Annotated in this window: 13 protein-coding genes; 1 reads left to right on the top strand and 12 read right to left on the bottom strand. The window is 64.9% G+C overall.

The window, feature by feature from the left end; all coding sequences use genetic code 11:
* Window positions 1–2: 2 nt before the first annotated feature.
* From PLAV_RS03460 to coxB, 12 genes are all read right to left on the bottom strand, one after another.
* A complete protein-coding gene (locus PLAV_RS03460; protein WP_049767696.1) occupies window positions 3–2,960 on the bottom strand; it encodes a putative bifunctional diguanylate cyclase/phosphodiesterase in 2,958 nt (985 codons plus the stop codon).
* Window positions 2,961–2,997: 37 nt separating this feature from the next.
* Window positions 2,998–3,585 (bottom strand): GNAT family N-acetyltransferase, encoded by a 588-nt coding sequence (locus PLAV_RS03455; protein ID WP_011995593.1) that lies wholly within the window; start codon window positions 3,583–3,585, stop codon window positions 2,998–3,000.
* A 59-nt stretch (window positions 3,586–3,644) separates the two neighbouring features.
* Window positions 3,645–4,919, bottom strand: a complete 1,275-nt coding sequence (locus tag PLAV_RS03450; protein WP_011995592.1) for a M16 family metallopeptidase — start codon at window positions 4,917–4,919, stop codon at window positions 3,645–3,647.
* 64 nt (window positions 4,920–4,983) lie between these two features.
* A complete protein-coding gene (gene thrC, locus PLAV_RS03445; RefSeq protein WP_011995591.1) occupies window positions 4,984–6,387 on the bottom strand; it encodes a threonine synthase in 1,404 nt (467 codons plus the stop codon).
* Window positions 6,388–6,500: 113 nt separating this feature from the next.
* Entirely contained in the window at window positions 6,501–7,994 is a 1,494-nt protein-coding gene (locus tag PLAV_RS03440; protein ID WP_011995590.1) for a carboxypeptidase M32, read from the bottom strand.
* Window positions 7,991–8,731, bottom strand: coding sequence for an SURF1 family protein (locus tag PLAV_RS03435; protein ID WP_011995589.1), 741 nt, complete (start codon window positions 8,729–8,731; stop codon window positions 7,991–7,993). The genes PLAV_RS03440 and PLAV_RS03435 overlap by 4 nt, the downstream gene beginning before the upstream one ends.
* A complete protein-coding gene (locus PLAV_RS03430) occupies window positions 8,728–9,093 on the bottom strand; it encodes a DUF983 domain-containing protein (RefSeq protein ID WP_041536286.1) in 366 nt (121 codons plus the stop codon). Before PLAV_RS03430 ends, PLAV_RS03435 begins: the two co-directional genes overlap by 4 nt.
* Window positions 9,094–9,194: 101 nt before the next feature.
* The gene (locus PLAV_RS03425; RefSeq protein WP_011995587.1) at window positions 9,195–10,034 is read right to left on the bottom strand and encodes a cytochrome c oxidase subunit 3; all 840 of its coding nucleotides are present in this window, start codon (window positions 10,032–10,034) and stop codon (window positions 9,195–9,197) included.
* Window positions 10,035–10,157: 123 nt separating this feature from the next.
* Window positions 10,158–10,340, bottom strand: a complete 183-nt coding sequence (locus PLAV_RS03420; protein WP_011995586.1) for a hypothetical protein — start codon at window positions 10,338–10,340, stop codon at window positions 10,158–10,160.
* 7 nt (window positions 10,341–10,347) lie between these two features.
* The gene (locus PLAV_RS03415; RefSeq protein ID WP_011995585.1) at window positions 10,348–11,304 is read right to left on the bottom strand and encodes a heme o synthase; all 957 of its coding nucleotides are present in this window, start codon (window positions 11,302–11,304) and stop codon (window positions 10,348–10,350) included.
* A gap of 75 nt (window positions 11,305–11,379) precedes the next feature.
* A complete protein-coding gene (ctaD, locus tag PLAV_RS03410) occupies window positions 11,380–12,987 on the bottom strand; it encodes a cytochrome c oxidase subunit I (protein WP_011995584.1) in 1,608 nt (535 codons plus the stop codon).
* A 56-nt stretch (window positions 12,988–13,043) separates the two neighbouring features.
* Window positions 13,044–13,883, bottom strand: coding sequence for a cytochrome c oxidase subunit II (gene coxB, locus PLAV_RS03405; protein WP_011995583.1), 840 nt, complete (start codon window positions 13,881–13,883; stop codon window positions 13,044–13,046).
* Between the two features lie 464 nt (window positions 13,884–14,347).
* Here coxB and PLAV_RS03400 point away from each other — a divergent pair, with 464 nt between their 5' ends.
* Window positions 14,348–14,743, top strand: a complete 396-nt coding sequence (locus PLAV_RS03400) for a hypothetical protein (RefSeq protein WP_011995581.1) — start codon at window positions 14,348–14,350, stop codon at window positions 14,741–14,743.
* Window positions 14,744–14,779: the final 36 nt, after the last annotated feature.

The following is a 14,779-nucleotide window of genomic DNA, read 5'->3' as shown; positions in this document are numbered from 1 at the left end:
GTTTATCGCTGCCAGTGATGCGCGATGAAGTCGAGGGCTTCGGCCGCGCGCATCGGCTGCCCGAAATAATATCCCTGCCCGTAATCGCAGCCCATATCCGCCAGGTCGCGCGCCTGGCTCTCGCTTTCCGTTCCTTCCGCCACGACCTCCATGCCGAGATCATGCGCCAGCGTCACCATCGAGCGGATGATGAGCGGCGTTTCGCGATCGACAGACATGCCGGCCACGAATGAGCGGTCGACCTTCAGCGTGTCGAAGGGAAAGCGTTGCAGGTAGCTCAGGCTCGAATAGCCGGTGCCGAAATCGTCAAGCGACAGCCCTGCCCCCAGCGCCTTGATGCGCGTCAGCATGCTGGCGGCGAATTCGGGGTTCTCCATCACCAGCGATTCCGTGACTTCCAGCTTCAGCGTTCCGCGCTCGATGTCAATGCGGTTCAGCACGCGCTTCACATCGTCGATCAGGTCGTGGCGCAGAAGCTGCCTGCTCGATACGTTGACGCTCACGGTCAGCGCGCGCTCCATCGGGAAAAGCTTCTGCCAGGTCGCCAGTTCCTCGCTCGCGGCGCGCAGCGCAAAACGGCCGATCTCCGTGATGACGCCAAGCTCTTCCGCCAGTGGCACGAAATTGTCCGGCGCGAGCAACCCCTCTTTCGGGTGGTTCCAGCGGATCAGCGCCTCGAAGCCGCGCACGCCGCCATCGGTGAGCGACATGATCGGCTGGTAGTAAAGCTCCATCTCCCTGCGCTCGATGGCGTGGCGGAGGTCGGTTTCGAGCGTCAGATGATCGTCGGTCTCGGAGCGCATCCCCGGTTCAAAAAGTTCGATCCGCGCCTTGCCCGAGCGTTTGGCGCGGTACATCGCGATTTCGGCTTCGGTAAACAGCTCTTCGGGATGTTCATGCGCGTCCTCGCAGATCGCGACACCGACGGAACATGTCGGATAGACCTCGTGGCCCGCCACCTCGATAGGCTGTCGCAGAAATTCACTCGCCTGCTCGGCGAAGGCGAGCGCGTCCTCGCGTTCGGTCCGCGTCGTCAGCAATACGGCGAAGGCATCGCCGTCGATCCGCGCCACCGTATCGTCCTGCGTGACGAGGGATTCAAGCCGCCGCGCAATCGCTATCAGCAGCGCATCGCCGCCCGAATGGCCGAGACTGTCATTGACCGTTTTGAAGCGGTCGAGATCGATCAGCAGCAGTGCCGCGCGTGGCCGTTCCAGAAGCCCGCGGCGGCGGATGGCCCGGCTCATGCGGTCCATGAAGAGCGCGCGGTTGGGCAATCCGGTCAGGCTGTCATGCACGCTGTCATGCATGAGCCTTTCCTCTGCGTGCTTCTGCGCGGAAATATCGCGCACGGTCCCGATGCAACGCGTCGCATAGTTCTCCGGCCCGGCGACGCAGCTTGCATTGAGCGCCACCCAGCGGAAAACGCCATCCGAGTGCCGCATACGGAAATCGAGCGTGAAGGACACCGTGCCGCGCTCGATATAGGCATTGAGAGCGTTGCGATAGGTTTCCCGGTCGGCGGGATGCATGTGCTCGCGCCATGCGACTTCATTGCCATCCAGCGTTCCCGCATCGAGGCCGAGCATGGCTTCAACGGAAGGCGACACATAGAGCTTGTCCCCCGCGATGTCCCAGTCCCATACGCCCATGCGCGCGCCGGACAGCGCGAAGGCGTGGCGCTGCTCGCTGCGAAGCGTGCCGATATCGGCGCGGCGGCGTCCGCCTTGTGCGTGATAGGCGGCGGCGAATGCAAAAAGCGTCAGCGCGGTGGTGAATATGCCGCCCGCAAAGACGGTTCCCGCGAAAGTGCCGGGCACCCAGCCCGCCGCATGGAAGGCGGAAAAGAAACCCGCAATCGCAAAGAGCGCGGCGCCGGGAATGAGCAATTGCGCCGGGCGCACGCCGCGCAATGCCGCCATCACCACCAGCGGCGCGCCTGCGAGAAGCGCCACGGCAAGGAAGAGGCGCACATAAAGCGCAGCCCCCGACGCGGTGAGGAAGGCGAGCGGAATGCCCGCCAGCACGGCATAGCCGAGCCATCGGGAAACCATGGCGAGCGTTGCCGAGTGGCGTTCGCTTTCGAGGAAGAACCGCTCCAGCATGAAGACGGCGGAGCCGAACAGCGCCAGCGCGATGGTGCGGAAGACGAGATCCCACCATGGCGAGAGCGAAAAGATCATGGCGAGATAGCCGAACTCCCCGAGCAGCACGAGGAAGCCCGCGCCGAGCAGCGCCGCCGTCGCACGCGCAGCCGCCACGCCGGTCAGCACGCCAAGCGCCGCCATGTAGATGGCAAAGGCTGCGACCACGGCCAGCATCCCGCCTTCGATCAGCGAAAGACGGCGCGTGAAAGAAGACCAGGCTTCCGCGTGCCAGAGATAGATGCCGGCGTCGGTTTCCTCTTCGGCGTGAAGCGCCACCGTCATGCTGGTTTCGGGATTGCCGGTGAGGGAGAAAACCGCAAAGCCCGGCCAGGCTTCGGCCGGTGCGGGGATCGGGTCCTCGCCGCCGGCCGTCACCGCGCGGCCGATTTCGATATGCGGCTGCGGCCAGAAGAAACCGAGAAGTCCGTCGCTTCGCCGGTCCGCCACCAGAAGCCGCGTCACCAGGTCTTCGCTCCGGTTGCGCAGCGCCACCGCGCGCCACATGCCCGAAGCATTGCCCTCGCCGTCCGACAGCACGATGGAGCCGTCCTCCATGCTGGCGGCATCGGCATTCTCTTCCCCGTCCATGTCGCGGGCGGGCGCCGTGTCGATGTCGGCGGTGCCGTTTGATGGCGGTTCGATCGTGAGCTTGCGGCCTGCCGCGGCGAAGTTCTCCACATAAGGCGTGAGGTCCACGACGGGACGTTTGTCGTCCATGGCAACGGCGTCGAGCGCGCGCGACATTGTCGGCGCGAGCGTCATCGGCAACGCCAAAACCAGCGCCGCCAGCGCATGCGCCATGCGCGCCTTCATCGGGCCCCCTCGCCGCATCGGAAGAAAACTCCTTGTCCTATTGGCGCGGATCGTCGCGCAGAATGGCGTAGACGACATGATCGCGCCACGCGCCGTTGATGCGGAGATAGCCTCGCGCAATACCTTCTTCGGTGAAGCCGCATTTGCGCAGGACGGCGCGCGAGCGCTCGTTTTCCGGCAGGCAGGCAGCTTGCAGCCTGTGCAATTTCAGCTCCTCGAACACATAGGGGACAAGTGCCCGCACCGCCGCCGTCACATAGCCCCGGCCCGCGAACACTTCCCCCGCCCAATAGCCCAGCGTGCAGCTCTGCTGAACGCCCCGCTGCACCCCCGAAAGCGTGCACCCGCCCAGCAGAACATCATCTTCCTCACGAAAGATGAAAAAGGGGTAGGCATGGTCCTCACGGATTTCGCGCTGATAGCGGCGGATGCGCCGCCGGAAGGCGGTTCTGGTCAGGTCGTCGGCCGGCCAGATCGGCTCCCAGGGGGTCAGGAAGTCCCGGCTGCGGCTTCTGAGGTCCGCCCATGCGCCATGATCCGGCAGCTGCGGCGTGCGCAGATAGACGCCGTGACCGAGAATCAGCGGCGCCATGTCCGGCTTCGACATAGAGCGAAGAAATGCCATGAAACGGGCCGCCCCCTCCGCGACGGGCGGCCTTCATGGCCACCTCCTTGTTCGCGGCGCTAGTGTGTAAATCTTGCCGCGATCCGGTCGTAGGATTCAAGTCCGCCGTCCTTGCCGGCGAGGGGGCCGATGGCGGAAAGCGCGAGGCCGGGGCCGCTCAGGAGCCTTCCCGCATAGCGGCGCACGGCGGCGGCATCCACCGCATCCACCTTCGCCACCAGTTCGTCGATCGGCAGCACACGTCCATGGATCATGTATTGACGCGCGATCTGCTCGGCCCGCGACGAGGAGCTTTCGAGCCCCATCAGCAGGCCCGCCTTGATCTGGGCGCGGGCGCGGGCGGTTTCCTCTTCCGTCGCATCCTCGCCGATGCGGCCCATCTCGCCGGAGAGCACAGGCATCAGCTCGGCCACATGGTCGGGCGCGGTGCCGGCATATAGCCCGAAGACGCCGGTATCGGCGAAGGACCAAGAGAAGGCGAAGACCGAATAGCAGAGGCCGCGCTTCTCGCGCACTTCCTGGAAGAGGCGGGACGACATGCCCCCGCCCAGCACGCCGGAAAAGACCTGCGCGGTGTAGTAATCGGGGTCGCCATAGGTCGGCCCTTCAAAGGCCAGCGCCAGATGCACCTGTTCAAGGTCACGATCCTTGCGGCGCTCGCCGCTGCTGAAGACCGCGCGCTCGGCGCCGTTCGTCACCCGGCGCGGCAGGTCGCCGAAGCGTTCGCGGGCAAGCCGCACAAGCTGCTCATGCTCAAGACCGCCCGCCGCCGCGAGCACCATGCCGGGCGCGAGATAACGCTGCCCCATATAGCCCTGAAGCTCGTCGCGGCTGAAAGCGGATACCGTATCCACCGTGCCGAGGATCGAGCGGCCGAGCGGCTGGCCGGGATAAGCCGCCTCCAACAGGTCGTCGAACACCACATCGTCCGGCGTGTCATGCGCCTGGCCGATCTCGGAAATGATGACGCCGCGCTCGCGCTCTACTTCCTCGGGATCGAAGACCGAGTTCTGCAGGATGTCGGAGAGAATATCGACCGCCAGCGGCAGGTCCTGCCGAAGCACGCGCGCATAATAGGCCGTCGCCTCGTGGGTCGTGTGGGCATTGAGATGGCCGCCCACCGTCTCGATCTCTTCGGCAATGGCCAGCGCCGAGCGGCGTTCGGTTCCCTTGAACGCCATATGTTCGAGCATGTGCGAGACGCCATGCTCGCGCACGCTCTCATGGCGGGCGCCCGTATTCACCCAGACGCCGACGGAGGTCGTCTGCAGATGGGGCATGCTGTCGGTCACGATTGTGAGGCCGTTTTCGAGACGGGTCACTTCAACGGACATGGGCATACTCCTTATTCAAATCACACATACAATTCGCACTGGCCGGCAAATCGGACCGGCCGCCTCACGCGGCGACGGAGCGCGCGCGTTCGCGGATAAAGGTTTCGACCGCGCCGAGATCGTTCGGCAGCGCCGCGAGGCGTTCCTCACGGGTGAAAATATCGGCCATGGCAGGCGGCAGATCCGGGTGGATGCCGGTCGCCGCCTTCACCGCATCGGGAAACTTCGCGGGATGCGCCGTCGCCAGCGTAATCATCGGCACCGAGGGATCGCCCCGCAACCTTGCCGCAGCGGCAAGACCCACAGCCGAATGCGGGTCGAGCAGCTCGCCTGTCGCCGCCAGCGTCTCCTTGATGGTCGCCGAGGTCTCGCTTTCATCGACACGGGCGGCGCCGAATTGGGCGCGGATCGCTTCGAGGCGCAGCGCGTCGATGGTGAAAGCGCCCGATTGCGACAGGCTTTGCATCAGCCGCGTCACGGTCGCGCCATCGCGCCCATAGGCGTCGAAAAGCAGCCGCTCGAAATTGGACGAGACCTGGATGTCCATGCTCGGGCTGATCGTCGGCACGACCTTGTCGACCTCATAGCGGCCGCTCTCCATCGTCCGCGCGAGGATGTCGTTCACATTGGTCGCGACGATCAGCTTCTCGATCGGAAGTCCCATCCGCGCCGCCGCATAGCCGGCGAAAATATCGCCGAAATTCCCCGTCGGCACCGAGAAGGCGACCGGCCGCGCAGGGCCGCCAAGCGCCACGGCAGCGGTGAAAAAATAGACGATCTGGGCCATTACCCGGCCCCAGTTGATCGAATTGACGCCAGCAAGGCTCACTTCGTCGCGGAAGCCATGATCGTTGAACATGGCCTTCACCAGCGCCTGGCAATCGTCGAACGAGCCTTCGATGGCGATGTTGTGGACGTTCGCATCCAGCACCGTCGTCATCTGGCGGCGCTGCACCTCGGAGACGCGGCCCTTCGGGTGCAGGATGAAAATGTCGGTCGTGTCGCGGCCCTTGAAGGCTTCGATGGCGGCCGAGCCCGTATCGCCCGAGGTCGCGCCCACTACCGTCACGCGGCGGCCCTTCGCGGCCAGCACATGGTCGAACAGGCGCGCGAGAATCTGCATCGCCACGTCCTTGAAGGCGAGCGTCGGCCCGTGAAAGAGCTCGAGCAGCCAGTCGTTCGAGCCGAGTTGCCGCAGTGGCACAATCGCCTTGTGGCGGAACGAGGCATAGGCCTCGCCGATCATCCGCTGCAGGTCGTCATCGCCGATCGCCTCGCCGATAAAGGGCCGCATGACGCGGAAGGCGACCTCTTCATAGGGCAGTCCCGCCAGCGCCCTGATCTTGCGTTCGCTGAGTTGCGGCCACTCCACGGGCACATAAAGGCCGCCATCGCGCGCGAGACCCGCGAGCAAAGCATCCTCGAATTCAAGCTCCGGGGCGATGCCCCTTGTGCTGACGTATTTCACCATAATCTCCAGGATGGCCTGCCGGCAGAGAGTGCCGGGCCGGACGGGCGTAACCTAGCCCCGGCGCGGGCCAGAGGCAATCCGAACCGAAAAAAGGGCTGAAAAGCTGGGGTTTAACTCAAGTATCTGGTCTCGATATGGCGCCGGAAGGCCGCCGTGCCAAGGGGCTCTCCTGTCGCAGCCAGGAGTATCTCGTCGGGCGCCAGGCGCGAGCCCTGGCCATGCACCTGCTCCCTCACCCACTCGACGAGCGGCGTGAAATCGCCCCGCGCCAGCCGCTCGCCGAGTTCCGGGCGCGCCCTCTTTGCCGCGGCGAAGAGCTGCGCGGCGGCGAGTGCGCCAAGCGTGTAGGTCGGGAAGTAGCCGAACGAGCCGGACGGCCAGTGAATATCCTGCATGCAGCCCGAGGCATCGTCCGGCGGCACGGTGCCGAGCAGCGTCTTCATGCCCTCGTTCCAGGCGGCGGGCAGGTCCCTCGCGCTGAGCGTTCCCGCCACCATCTGCCGCTCCAGCCGGTAGCGCAGGATGACGTGGAGCGGATAGGTCACCTCGTCGGCATCGACGCGGATGAGGCTCGGGCCCACTTTCCGGTAGTGGCGCAGCAGATTGTCCGGCTCCCATGCCGGGCCCTCGCCGCCGAACGCCTCTTTCAGGCGCGGCGCAAGGAACGAGATGAACTCTTCCGAGCGGCCGGCCTGCATCTCGAAAAGGAGCGACTGGCTTTCATGGATCGTCATGCCGCGCGAGCGGCCCACCGGCTGGCCCCGCCACTCCTCCGGCAATCCGCGCTCGTAGAGCGAATGACCGGTCTCGTGGATGACGGCCATCAGGCTCCGCGTGAAGTCCGCCTCGTCGTAGCGGGTGGTGATGCGGCTGTCCTCCGGCACGCCGCCAGTGAACGGGTGGTGGCTCACATCGAGCCGCCCATGCGCGAAGTCGAAGCCGAGAAAGCCCATCACCTCGCGGCCGAGCCGCTCCTGCCGGTCGACGGGAAAATGCCCCTCGATCGGAAGCGCCGCCTTCTGCTTCTCCATCACCTGCCGCATGATCCCGGGCAGAAAGCCTGCCAGCTCCGCAAACAGCCCGTCGATTTCGGCGGCGCGGCGGCCGGGATCGTAGCCATCCAGCAGCGCGTCATAGGGATCGAGGCCGAAAGCCTCCGCCTTCGCCGCCGCCTGTTCGCGGATCAGCGTGATGAGTTCGTCGAGCGCGGGCGCGAGGCTCGCATAGTCATTCGCGGCACGCGCCTTCCGCCAGAGCATTTCCGTCGCCGATTTCTGGCGCGAGAGCCGCGTCACGAGGTCGGCGGGCGTCGCCGTCGCATGGGCATGGATGCGGCGCATCTCGGCAAGGTTCGCGCGGTCCCAGTGGTCAAGCTCGCTCACGGTCTCGCCCGCACTTTCCAGCAGCTCCGATACTTCCGGCGCCGTCAGCGTCTCATGCGCGATGAGCGAGAGCGCCGCCTGTTGCTCCGCCCGCGCGCGGGCGCCGCCTTCCGGCATCATCGTCGCGCGGTCCCAATGCAGCACGGCCTGCGCGCCCTGCAGCGCGGCGAGCCGGTCGAACCTGTTTTTCAGCGCGCCGTAAGCCGCGGTCGAATTGCTCATGTCTTCGGTCTTCCCAAGCGCCCGTTGGAGCGATGATAAACGAGATAAACGGCCACGAGCACGAGCGCGAGGCCGAACCAGGTCAGCGCATAATCGAGATGGTTGTTCGGCATTTCGATGCGCGTCGCGCCCGCCTGCGGCCACTTGCCCGGAAAGGCAGCCTCTTCCGCCTCGACGAAAAACGGCGCCACCTGCGCCGCACCGAGTGCCGCACCCATCGTTTCCGTGTCGCGCACCATCCAGACATTCTTGTCCGGGTCGTCGGCGCCCGACAGGGCGTTGCGCCGTTGCGGCTGGCGCAGGATGCCGGTGAAGCTCACCTGCCCTTCCGGCAGCGCGTCGCGCAATGCCGGGTCCTTCAGGCCGGCGGGCACGAAGCCGCGGTCGACCAGCACGACCGCGCCCTCGCCGCCTTCGACCTCGAATGCATTGATGACCGCATAGCCGGGCGTGCCGTCCGGGCCTTGCATGAAATAATGCAGCTCGCGCGGGCTCGCGAAGCGCCCCGTCAGCCGCACGCGGCTATATTCCTGCGCCGCCACGTCGAAATCCGCCCAGGCCTGTGGCGGTGGCAGGTCGGCGGGCGCTGCGGTCAGCCGGTTCTCGATGCGCGCGAGCAGGTCTTCCTTCCATTGCAGCCGTTCGAGCTGCCAGAAGCCGAGCGCCAGCAGCACCGGCAGCATCAGCGCGGTGAGGAGCGTCGGCCAGAAGAGCGGGCGGAAAAAGCGGTTGGTCATTCGTCCCGTCCGCCTTCGAGGCGCCCCTCTTCCGCGCGGTGGCGGAATTGCTGCGCGACGAGCCAGCCCTTGAGCGGCCGCAGCAGCCCGACGGTCAGCGCCAGCGTCAGCGGTATCCAGAGCACCGCATGAACCCAGTAGGGCGGCGACCAGGTGAACTCGACCCAGAGCACGAGGCCGACAATGATGAAGCCGGCGATCATCATGATGAAGACGGCCGGTCCGTCGCCCGCATCGGCGAAGCCGTAATCGAGGCCGCATTCCGGGCAGGCGGGCGCGAGCGTCAGGAAGCCGTCGTAAAGCCTGCCCTTGCCGCAACGCGGGCAGCAGGCCCGCAGTCCCGCTTCGATGGAGGATGGCATGCGCTTCGGATTGTCCGTCAATCCCGTCTCCTGAAAAGTCGAAGGGCGGACCGCACATGCGCCCCGCCCTCCACATTACCGGTCGTGCCGAATGGCGGCCGTCAGTGCACCGCGATCGTGGCGCCTGCGGATCCCCAGATGTAGATGGAGAAGAACAGGAAGATCCAGACCACGTCGACGAAATGCCAGTACCAGGCCGCCGCCTCGAAGCCGAAATGCTGCTTCGGGGTGAAGTCGCCCTTCATCGCGCGCAGCAGGCAGACGATCAGGAAGATCGTGCCGACGATCACATGGAAGCCGTGGAAGCCGGTCGCCATGAAGAAAGTCGCGCCATAGATGCTGCCGCCGAACGAAAATGCCGCATGGGCATATTCGTAGGCCTGCACGGCGGTGAAGATGAGGCCGAGCGCCACCGTCAGCGCGAGGCCCTGCACCAGGCCCTTGCGGTCGTCATGCAGCAGCGCGTGATGCGCCCAGGTGACGGTCGTGCCCGACGTCAGCAGGATCAGCGTGTTGATGAGCGGCAGGTGCCACGGATCGAAAACTTCGACGCCCTGGGGCGGCCAGTGGCCGCCGGTGAATTCCGCGCGCGCCGCCTGCACGGTGTCGCCGGGGAAAAGGCTCGCATCGAAGAAGGCCCAGAACCAGGCCACGAAGAACATCACCTCGGAGGCGATGAACAGGATCATGCCGTAGCGCAGGTGAAGCTGCACGACGGGCGTGTGGTCGCCCCTGCGCGCTTCCCGGATCACATCGCGCCACCAGGCGAACATCGTGTAGAACACGATCGCGAAGCCGATCAGCATGACCCATGAGGAAGAGCCGTGCATCCAGTTGACGGCGCCGATGGCGAGCACGAAGGCGCCGATCGATCCGACGACCGGCCATGGGCTCGGGTCTACCAGATGATAGTCGTGATGTTTGGCGTGGGCGTCAGCCATGTCCCCTCTTCTCCGCTTCAGAGCTTTTCCGGCGGGGTTCGGCCCCATGCCCGGAAATGCGACTAACCAAATTCCACTCCGGCATACGCCGGGAAAGATAAACCATCGAAGCAACGAGCCGCGTCAAAGCGGCCGGTTCACGACATTGCCGCCGAGCTTCACAATCGTCACCACGAAGAACAGTACCATCAGGCCGGCTAGCGTCCACGCGATGGCGAGGTTGCGCTGGCGGCGCCGCTTCAACTGTTCTTCCGTCCATTGCGGAGCGGCCACCTTGTGCCGTTCGCTTTCATCCTGTTCGCTCATCCGCGCCTCACAGCGCCAGGGCGAAGGCGGTGCCGCCAAGGCCCAGCATCTTCTCCACCAGCAGCAGCGAAAAGATCAGGAAGAGATAGAGAATCGAATATCCGAAAAGCCGCTTCGCCGCCTTGTCCTGCGCCGCGCCCGGCTCCGTCCGCCAGATGCCGAAAGCCAGCCACAGGAAGCCCGCGCCGAGCGCCGCCGTCGCGCCCATATAGAGCGCGCCCGCGAAGCCGAGAAAGCCCGGCAGCAGCGTTACCGGCACAAGCGCCAGCGAATAAAGCATGATCTGGCGTCGCGTTTCCTTTTCGCCCGAAACCACGGGCAGCATCGGCACGCCGACTTTCTCGTAATCGCCGCTCCGGTAGAGCGCGAGCGCCCAGAAATGCGGCGGCGTCCACATGAAGATGATGAGGAAGAGCACGAAAGGCTCGATGGAGACGGAGCCCGTCACCGCCGCCCAGCCGATCATGGGCGGGAAGGCGCCGGCCGCGCCGCCGATCACGATGTTCTGAGGAGTGCGCCGCTTCAGCCACATCGTATAGACGACGAGATAGAAGAAGATGGTGAAAGCGAGGAGCGCGGCCGCCACCCAGTTCACAAGCACGCCCATGGTCATCACGGCGAAGACCGAAAGGATCGAGCCGAACACCGCGGCCTCACGCGCCGTCACGCGGCCCGCCGGTATCGGGCGGTTCGCGGTCCGCGCCATGCGCGCGTCGATATCGGCGTCATACCACATGTTCAGCGCGCCGGACGCGCCCGCGCCCACGGCAATGCAGAGGAGTGCCGTAAAGGCGATGACCGGGTGGATGCCGCCCGGCGCCACGGCAATGCCGACCAGCGCCGTGAAGATCACCAGCGACATGACACGCGGCTTCAGAAGCTCGAAAAAGTCGCGTGCGCTTCCCATGCCGCCTTCGGGGAAGGCGGCGGTGTCGCGCTGGTTGCTGATCGCTGTATCCGACATGAACTCGTATGCGTCTTTCTTTGTCTTCGGTCGTCAAAGGTACTCCGGCCGGGATGGGCCCGGCCGGAGCGGTCGTCACTTGATCCGCGGCAGTTCCGAGAACTGGTGGAACGGCGGCGGCGAGGAGAGCGTCCACTCGAGGGTGGTCGCGCCTTCGCCCCAGGGGCTGTTACCCGCAGGCACCTTCCTCATGAAGGCCTGCGCGATGCCGAAGAGGAAGACCAGTACGCCGAAGGCGGAGATGTAGGAGCCGATGGACGACACCAGGTTCCAGTAGGCGAAGGCATCCGGATAGTCCGAGTAACGGCGCGGCATGCCCTGCAGTCCGAGGAAATGCTGCGGGAAGAACACCAGGTTCACGCCGATGAAGGTGATCCAGAAGTGCAGCTTGCCGATGAACTCGTTGTACATGTAGCCGAACATCTTCGGGAACCAGTAGTACCAGCCCGCGAAGATCGCGAAGACGGCGCCGAGCGACAGCACGTAGTGGAAATGCGCCACCACGTAATAAGTGTCGTGCAGCGTGCGGTCGACCGCGGCATTCGCCAGCACCACGCCGGTCACGCCGCCGATGGTGAAGAGGAAAATGAAGCCAATCGCCCATAGCATCGGCGTGCGGAACTCGATCGAGCCGCCCCACATCGTCGCGATCCAGGAGAAGATCTTGATGCCCGTCGGCACCGCGATGACCATCGTCGCGGCCACGAAATAGGCCTGCGTGTTGACCGACATGCCGACCGTGTACATGTGGTGCGCCCACACGACGAAGCCGACGACGCCGATCGCGACCATCGCATAGGCCATGCCGAGATAACCGAACACGGGCTTGCGCGCGAAGGTCGAGATGATCTGCGAGATCATGCCGAAGCCGGGCAGGATCAGGATGTACACTTCCGGGTGCCCGAAGAACCAGAACAGATGCTGGAACAGGATCGGGTCGCCGCCGCCTTCGGGCGAGAAGAAGGTCGTGCCGAAGTTGCGGTCCGTCAGCAGCATGGTGATCGCGCCCGCGAGAACCGGCAGCGAAAGCAGCAGCAGGAACACGGTGACGAGGATCGACCAGACGAAGAGCGGCATCTTGTGCAGCGTCATGCCCGGTGCGCGCATGTTGAAGATGGTGGTGATGAAGTTGATCGCGCCGAGGATCGACGAGGCGCCCGCGATGTGGAGCGCGAGGATCGCGAAGTCCATCGCCGGTCCAGGCGTGCCGGAGGTCGAGAGCGGCGGATAGATCGTCCAGCCGCCGGCCGCGCCATTACCGCCCGGCATGCCGGGTACGAACATCGAGATCACGAGAAGGCCGAGCGCCGGCGGAAGCAGCCAGAACGAAATATTGTTCATCCGCGGGAAGGCCATGTCCGGCGCGCCGATCATCAGCGGCACGAACCAGTTGCCGAAACCGCCGATCATCGCAGGCATCACCATGAAGAAGATCATGATGAGGCCGTGCGCCGTTACCAGCACGTTGAAGAGGTTGTGGTCGCCGCCAAGGACGCCGTCGCCGGGATACATCAGCTCCGCGCGCATCAGCACGGAAAGACCGCCACCGAGGATCCCCGCGATGATCGCGAAGATCAGGTACATCGTGCCGATGTCCTTGTGGTTCGTCGAATAGACGTACCGCTTCCAGCCCGTGGGGTGGTCGGCGTGATCGGCGTGCGCGCCCGCAGCTTGCCCTGCCATCTCTCTTAACCCTTCGTTCTTACGATGTTTGCTTCGTCAAAGACTGCGAAGCGCGCTCAGCGCGCATCCGCCGCCGCGGCTTGCGCCAGTTTCAGTTTCTCGCCGGAGCCGGCAGCGGCCTGCTGCTGTTCCGACCATTGCTGGAATTCTTCCCGCGTCACGACAAGCACGTTGATCGGCATGAAGGCGTGGCGCTGGCCGCAAAGTTCGGAGCACTGGCCGTAATACATGCCGGTCTTCTCGGCGCGGAACCATGTTTCATTGAGGCGGCCCGGCACCGCGTCGATCCTGACGCCGAACTGGGGCACCGCGAAGGCGTGGATCACGTCCGCCGCCGTCACGATCACGCGGACCGTGGTGTCGACAGGCACGACCATCGCTTCGTCGGCCGTGAAGAGGCGCGGCTGGCCTTCCTGGAGATCGGCATCCTCGACCATGTTCGAGATGATCGAGATGTCGCCCTGGTCGGGATATTCATAGCCCCAGTACCACTGATAGCCGACGGCCTTCACCGTCATCTCGGCTTCCGGGATCACGACCTGCTTGTAGAGGAGGCGGAAGGAAGGAATGGCAATCGCCACGAGGATCATGACCGGAAGCACCGTCCAGGCGACCTCGAGCAGCGTGTTGTGGGTGGTCTTTGTCGGCGTCGGATTGGCGCGGCGGTTGAACCGGACCATCACGATGGCGAGAAGGACGGTAACAAAGGCGACGATGATGCTGATCGTGATGAGCAGCCAGTCATGCAGCGCGACGATATCGTGCATCACCGGCGTCACCGCCTCGGGGAGGCCGAGGCCGCGATCGACCGGCAGGGCATATGCGGATGAACCGCCGCCGAGATGCCCGAGCCCCAGAGCCAGAGCGAAAAGGCCAAATCCGTTCAGAAACCGCATGCTTATCCCCAGCTAGTCAATTCAACGTCCGGATAAATCCGGTCCAATCCGGGCCGCGCCCGCGAACCATATCGGCGGGCGGCGAAGATGGCCGTCAGAAACCATAAACCGCAGGCCGCCGCAAGTTCCGCCGCAGCTTCTATTGTTGTTTCCGGGCGGCGGCATCCCCAATTATGCGTCTCCGGACAGGGCGCGCGCATATCCGTTGCACGCGGCGCATTGTCCGGGCGGACGACTCGCACCGGCAGTATAGTCACGTCGGCGCCGGAGGCCACAACCAAGGCCGCTCTTTGCGACGTTTTGCCACAATAAACGGGAGAATCCGCCCGCCCTGCCGATCCGGGCCGGGAAGGATGAAATTCCCGTTCCCGCCCTTTCTCGCCGCGCAAAATGTCTTACAGTAATGGTTGGATATTGAAGCGGGCTCCGGGAGCCCGGAACGGTCCCATGAAGGGCAGAATTCGATGCGCGACGAGGCCCTTATCCATTTTCATCTCGGGCGGCGTATCTCCGCCGGCCTGCTGCTGCCGCAAAATGGCGGCGCCGCGCCCGAGCTCATTTCCGAGGCCGCGCCCTGGCTCGACACGCGCGATCCGGGCCGCTGCGTCGTCGGCTTCTGCGCCGCCCATCCCGATCTCGTCGGCGATGTCGTGGGGCCGCCGCCGCCCGGCTGGGAAACCTGGCACTTCGCCGAATGGGACACATGGTTCGGCCGCATCAACGGCGTCTTCCTGGTCGATCTCCGGTCGCTGAAGGTGACGCAATATCCGCTCTATAGCTGCTCGCCGCAGGTCGTGCGCTGCGACCTGTCCGGCCTGCCCCGCCGCCTCGTCCCCATCGAAGAGTGGCTGGAGCGGTAAGGAATACATATATACCCGTCATTGCGAGCCCCGCAG

It is taken from the genome of Parvibaculum lavamentivorans DS-1, assembly GCF_000017565.1.
Classification (GTDB): Bacteria; Pseudomonadota; Alphaproteobacteria; order Parvibaculales; family Parvibaculaceae; genus Parvibaculum; species Parvibaculum lavamentivorans.
This window is presented reverse-complemented; position numbering and strand designations above follow the sequence as displayed.

Coding starts and splice junctions, on each gene's coding strand:
- PLAV_RS03420 (WP_011995586.1), bottom strand. CDS start 10,340: ATGAGCGAACAGGATGAAAGCGAACGGCACAAGGTGGCCGCTCCGCAA.
- PLAV_RS03415 (WP_011995585.1), bottom strand. CDS start 11,304: ATGTCGGATACAGCGATCAGCAACCAGCGCGACACCGCCGCCTTCCCC.
- PLAV_RS03455 (WP_011995593.1), bottom strand. CDS start 3,585: ATGGCATTTCTTCGCTCTATGTCGAAGCCGGACATGGCGCCGCTGATT.
- PLAV_RS03425 (WP_011995587.1), bottom strand. CDS start 10,034: ATGGCTGACGCCCACGCCAAACATCACGACTATCATCTGGTAGACCCG.
- PLAV_RS03460 (WP_049767696.1), bottom strand. CDS start 2,960: ATGAAGGCGCGCATGGCGCATGCGCTGGCGGCGCTGGTTTTGGCGTTG.
- PLAV_RS03440 (WP_011995590.1), bottom strand. CDS start 7,994: ATGAGCAATTCGACCGCGGCTTACGGCGCGCTGAAAAACAGGTTCGAC.
- coxB (WP_011995583.1), bottom strand. CDS start 13,883: ATGCGGTTTCTGAACGGATTTGGCCTTTTCGCTCTGGCTCTGGGGCTC.
- PLAV_RS03400 (WP_011995581.1), top strand. CDS start 14,348: ATGCGCGACGAGGCCCTTATCCATTTTCATCTCGGGCGGCGTATCTCC.
- PLAV_RS03450 (WP_011995592.1), bottom strand. CDS start 4,919: ATGTCCGTTGAAGTGACCCGTCTCGAAAACGGCCTCACAATCGTGACC.
- ctaD (WP_011995584.1), bottom strand. CDS start 12,987: ATGGCAGGGCAAGCTGCGGGCGCGCACGCCGATCACGCCGACCACCCC.
- PLAV_RS03435 (WP_011995589.1), bottom strand. CDS start 8,731: ATGACCAACCGCTTTTTCCGCCCGCTCTTCTGGCCGACGCTCCTCACC.
- PLAV_RS03430 (WP_041536286.1), bottom strand. CDS start 9,093: ATGCCATCCTCCATCGAAGCGGGACTGCGGGCCTGCTGCCCGCGTTGC.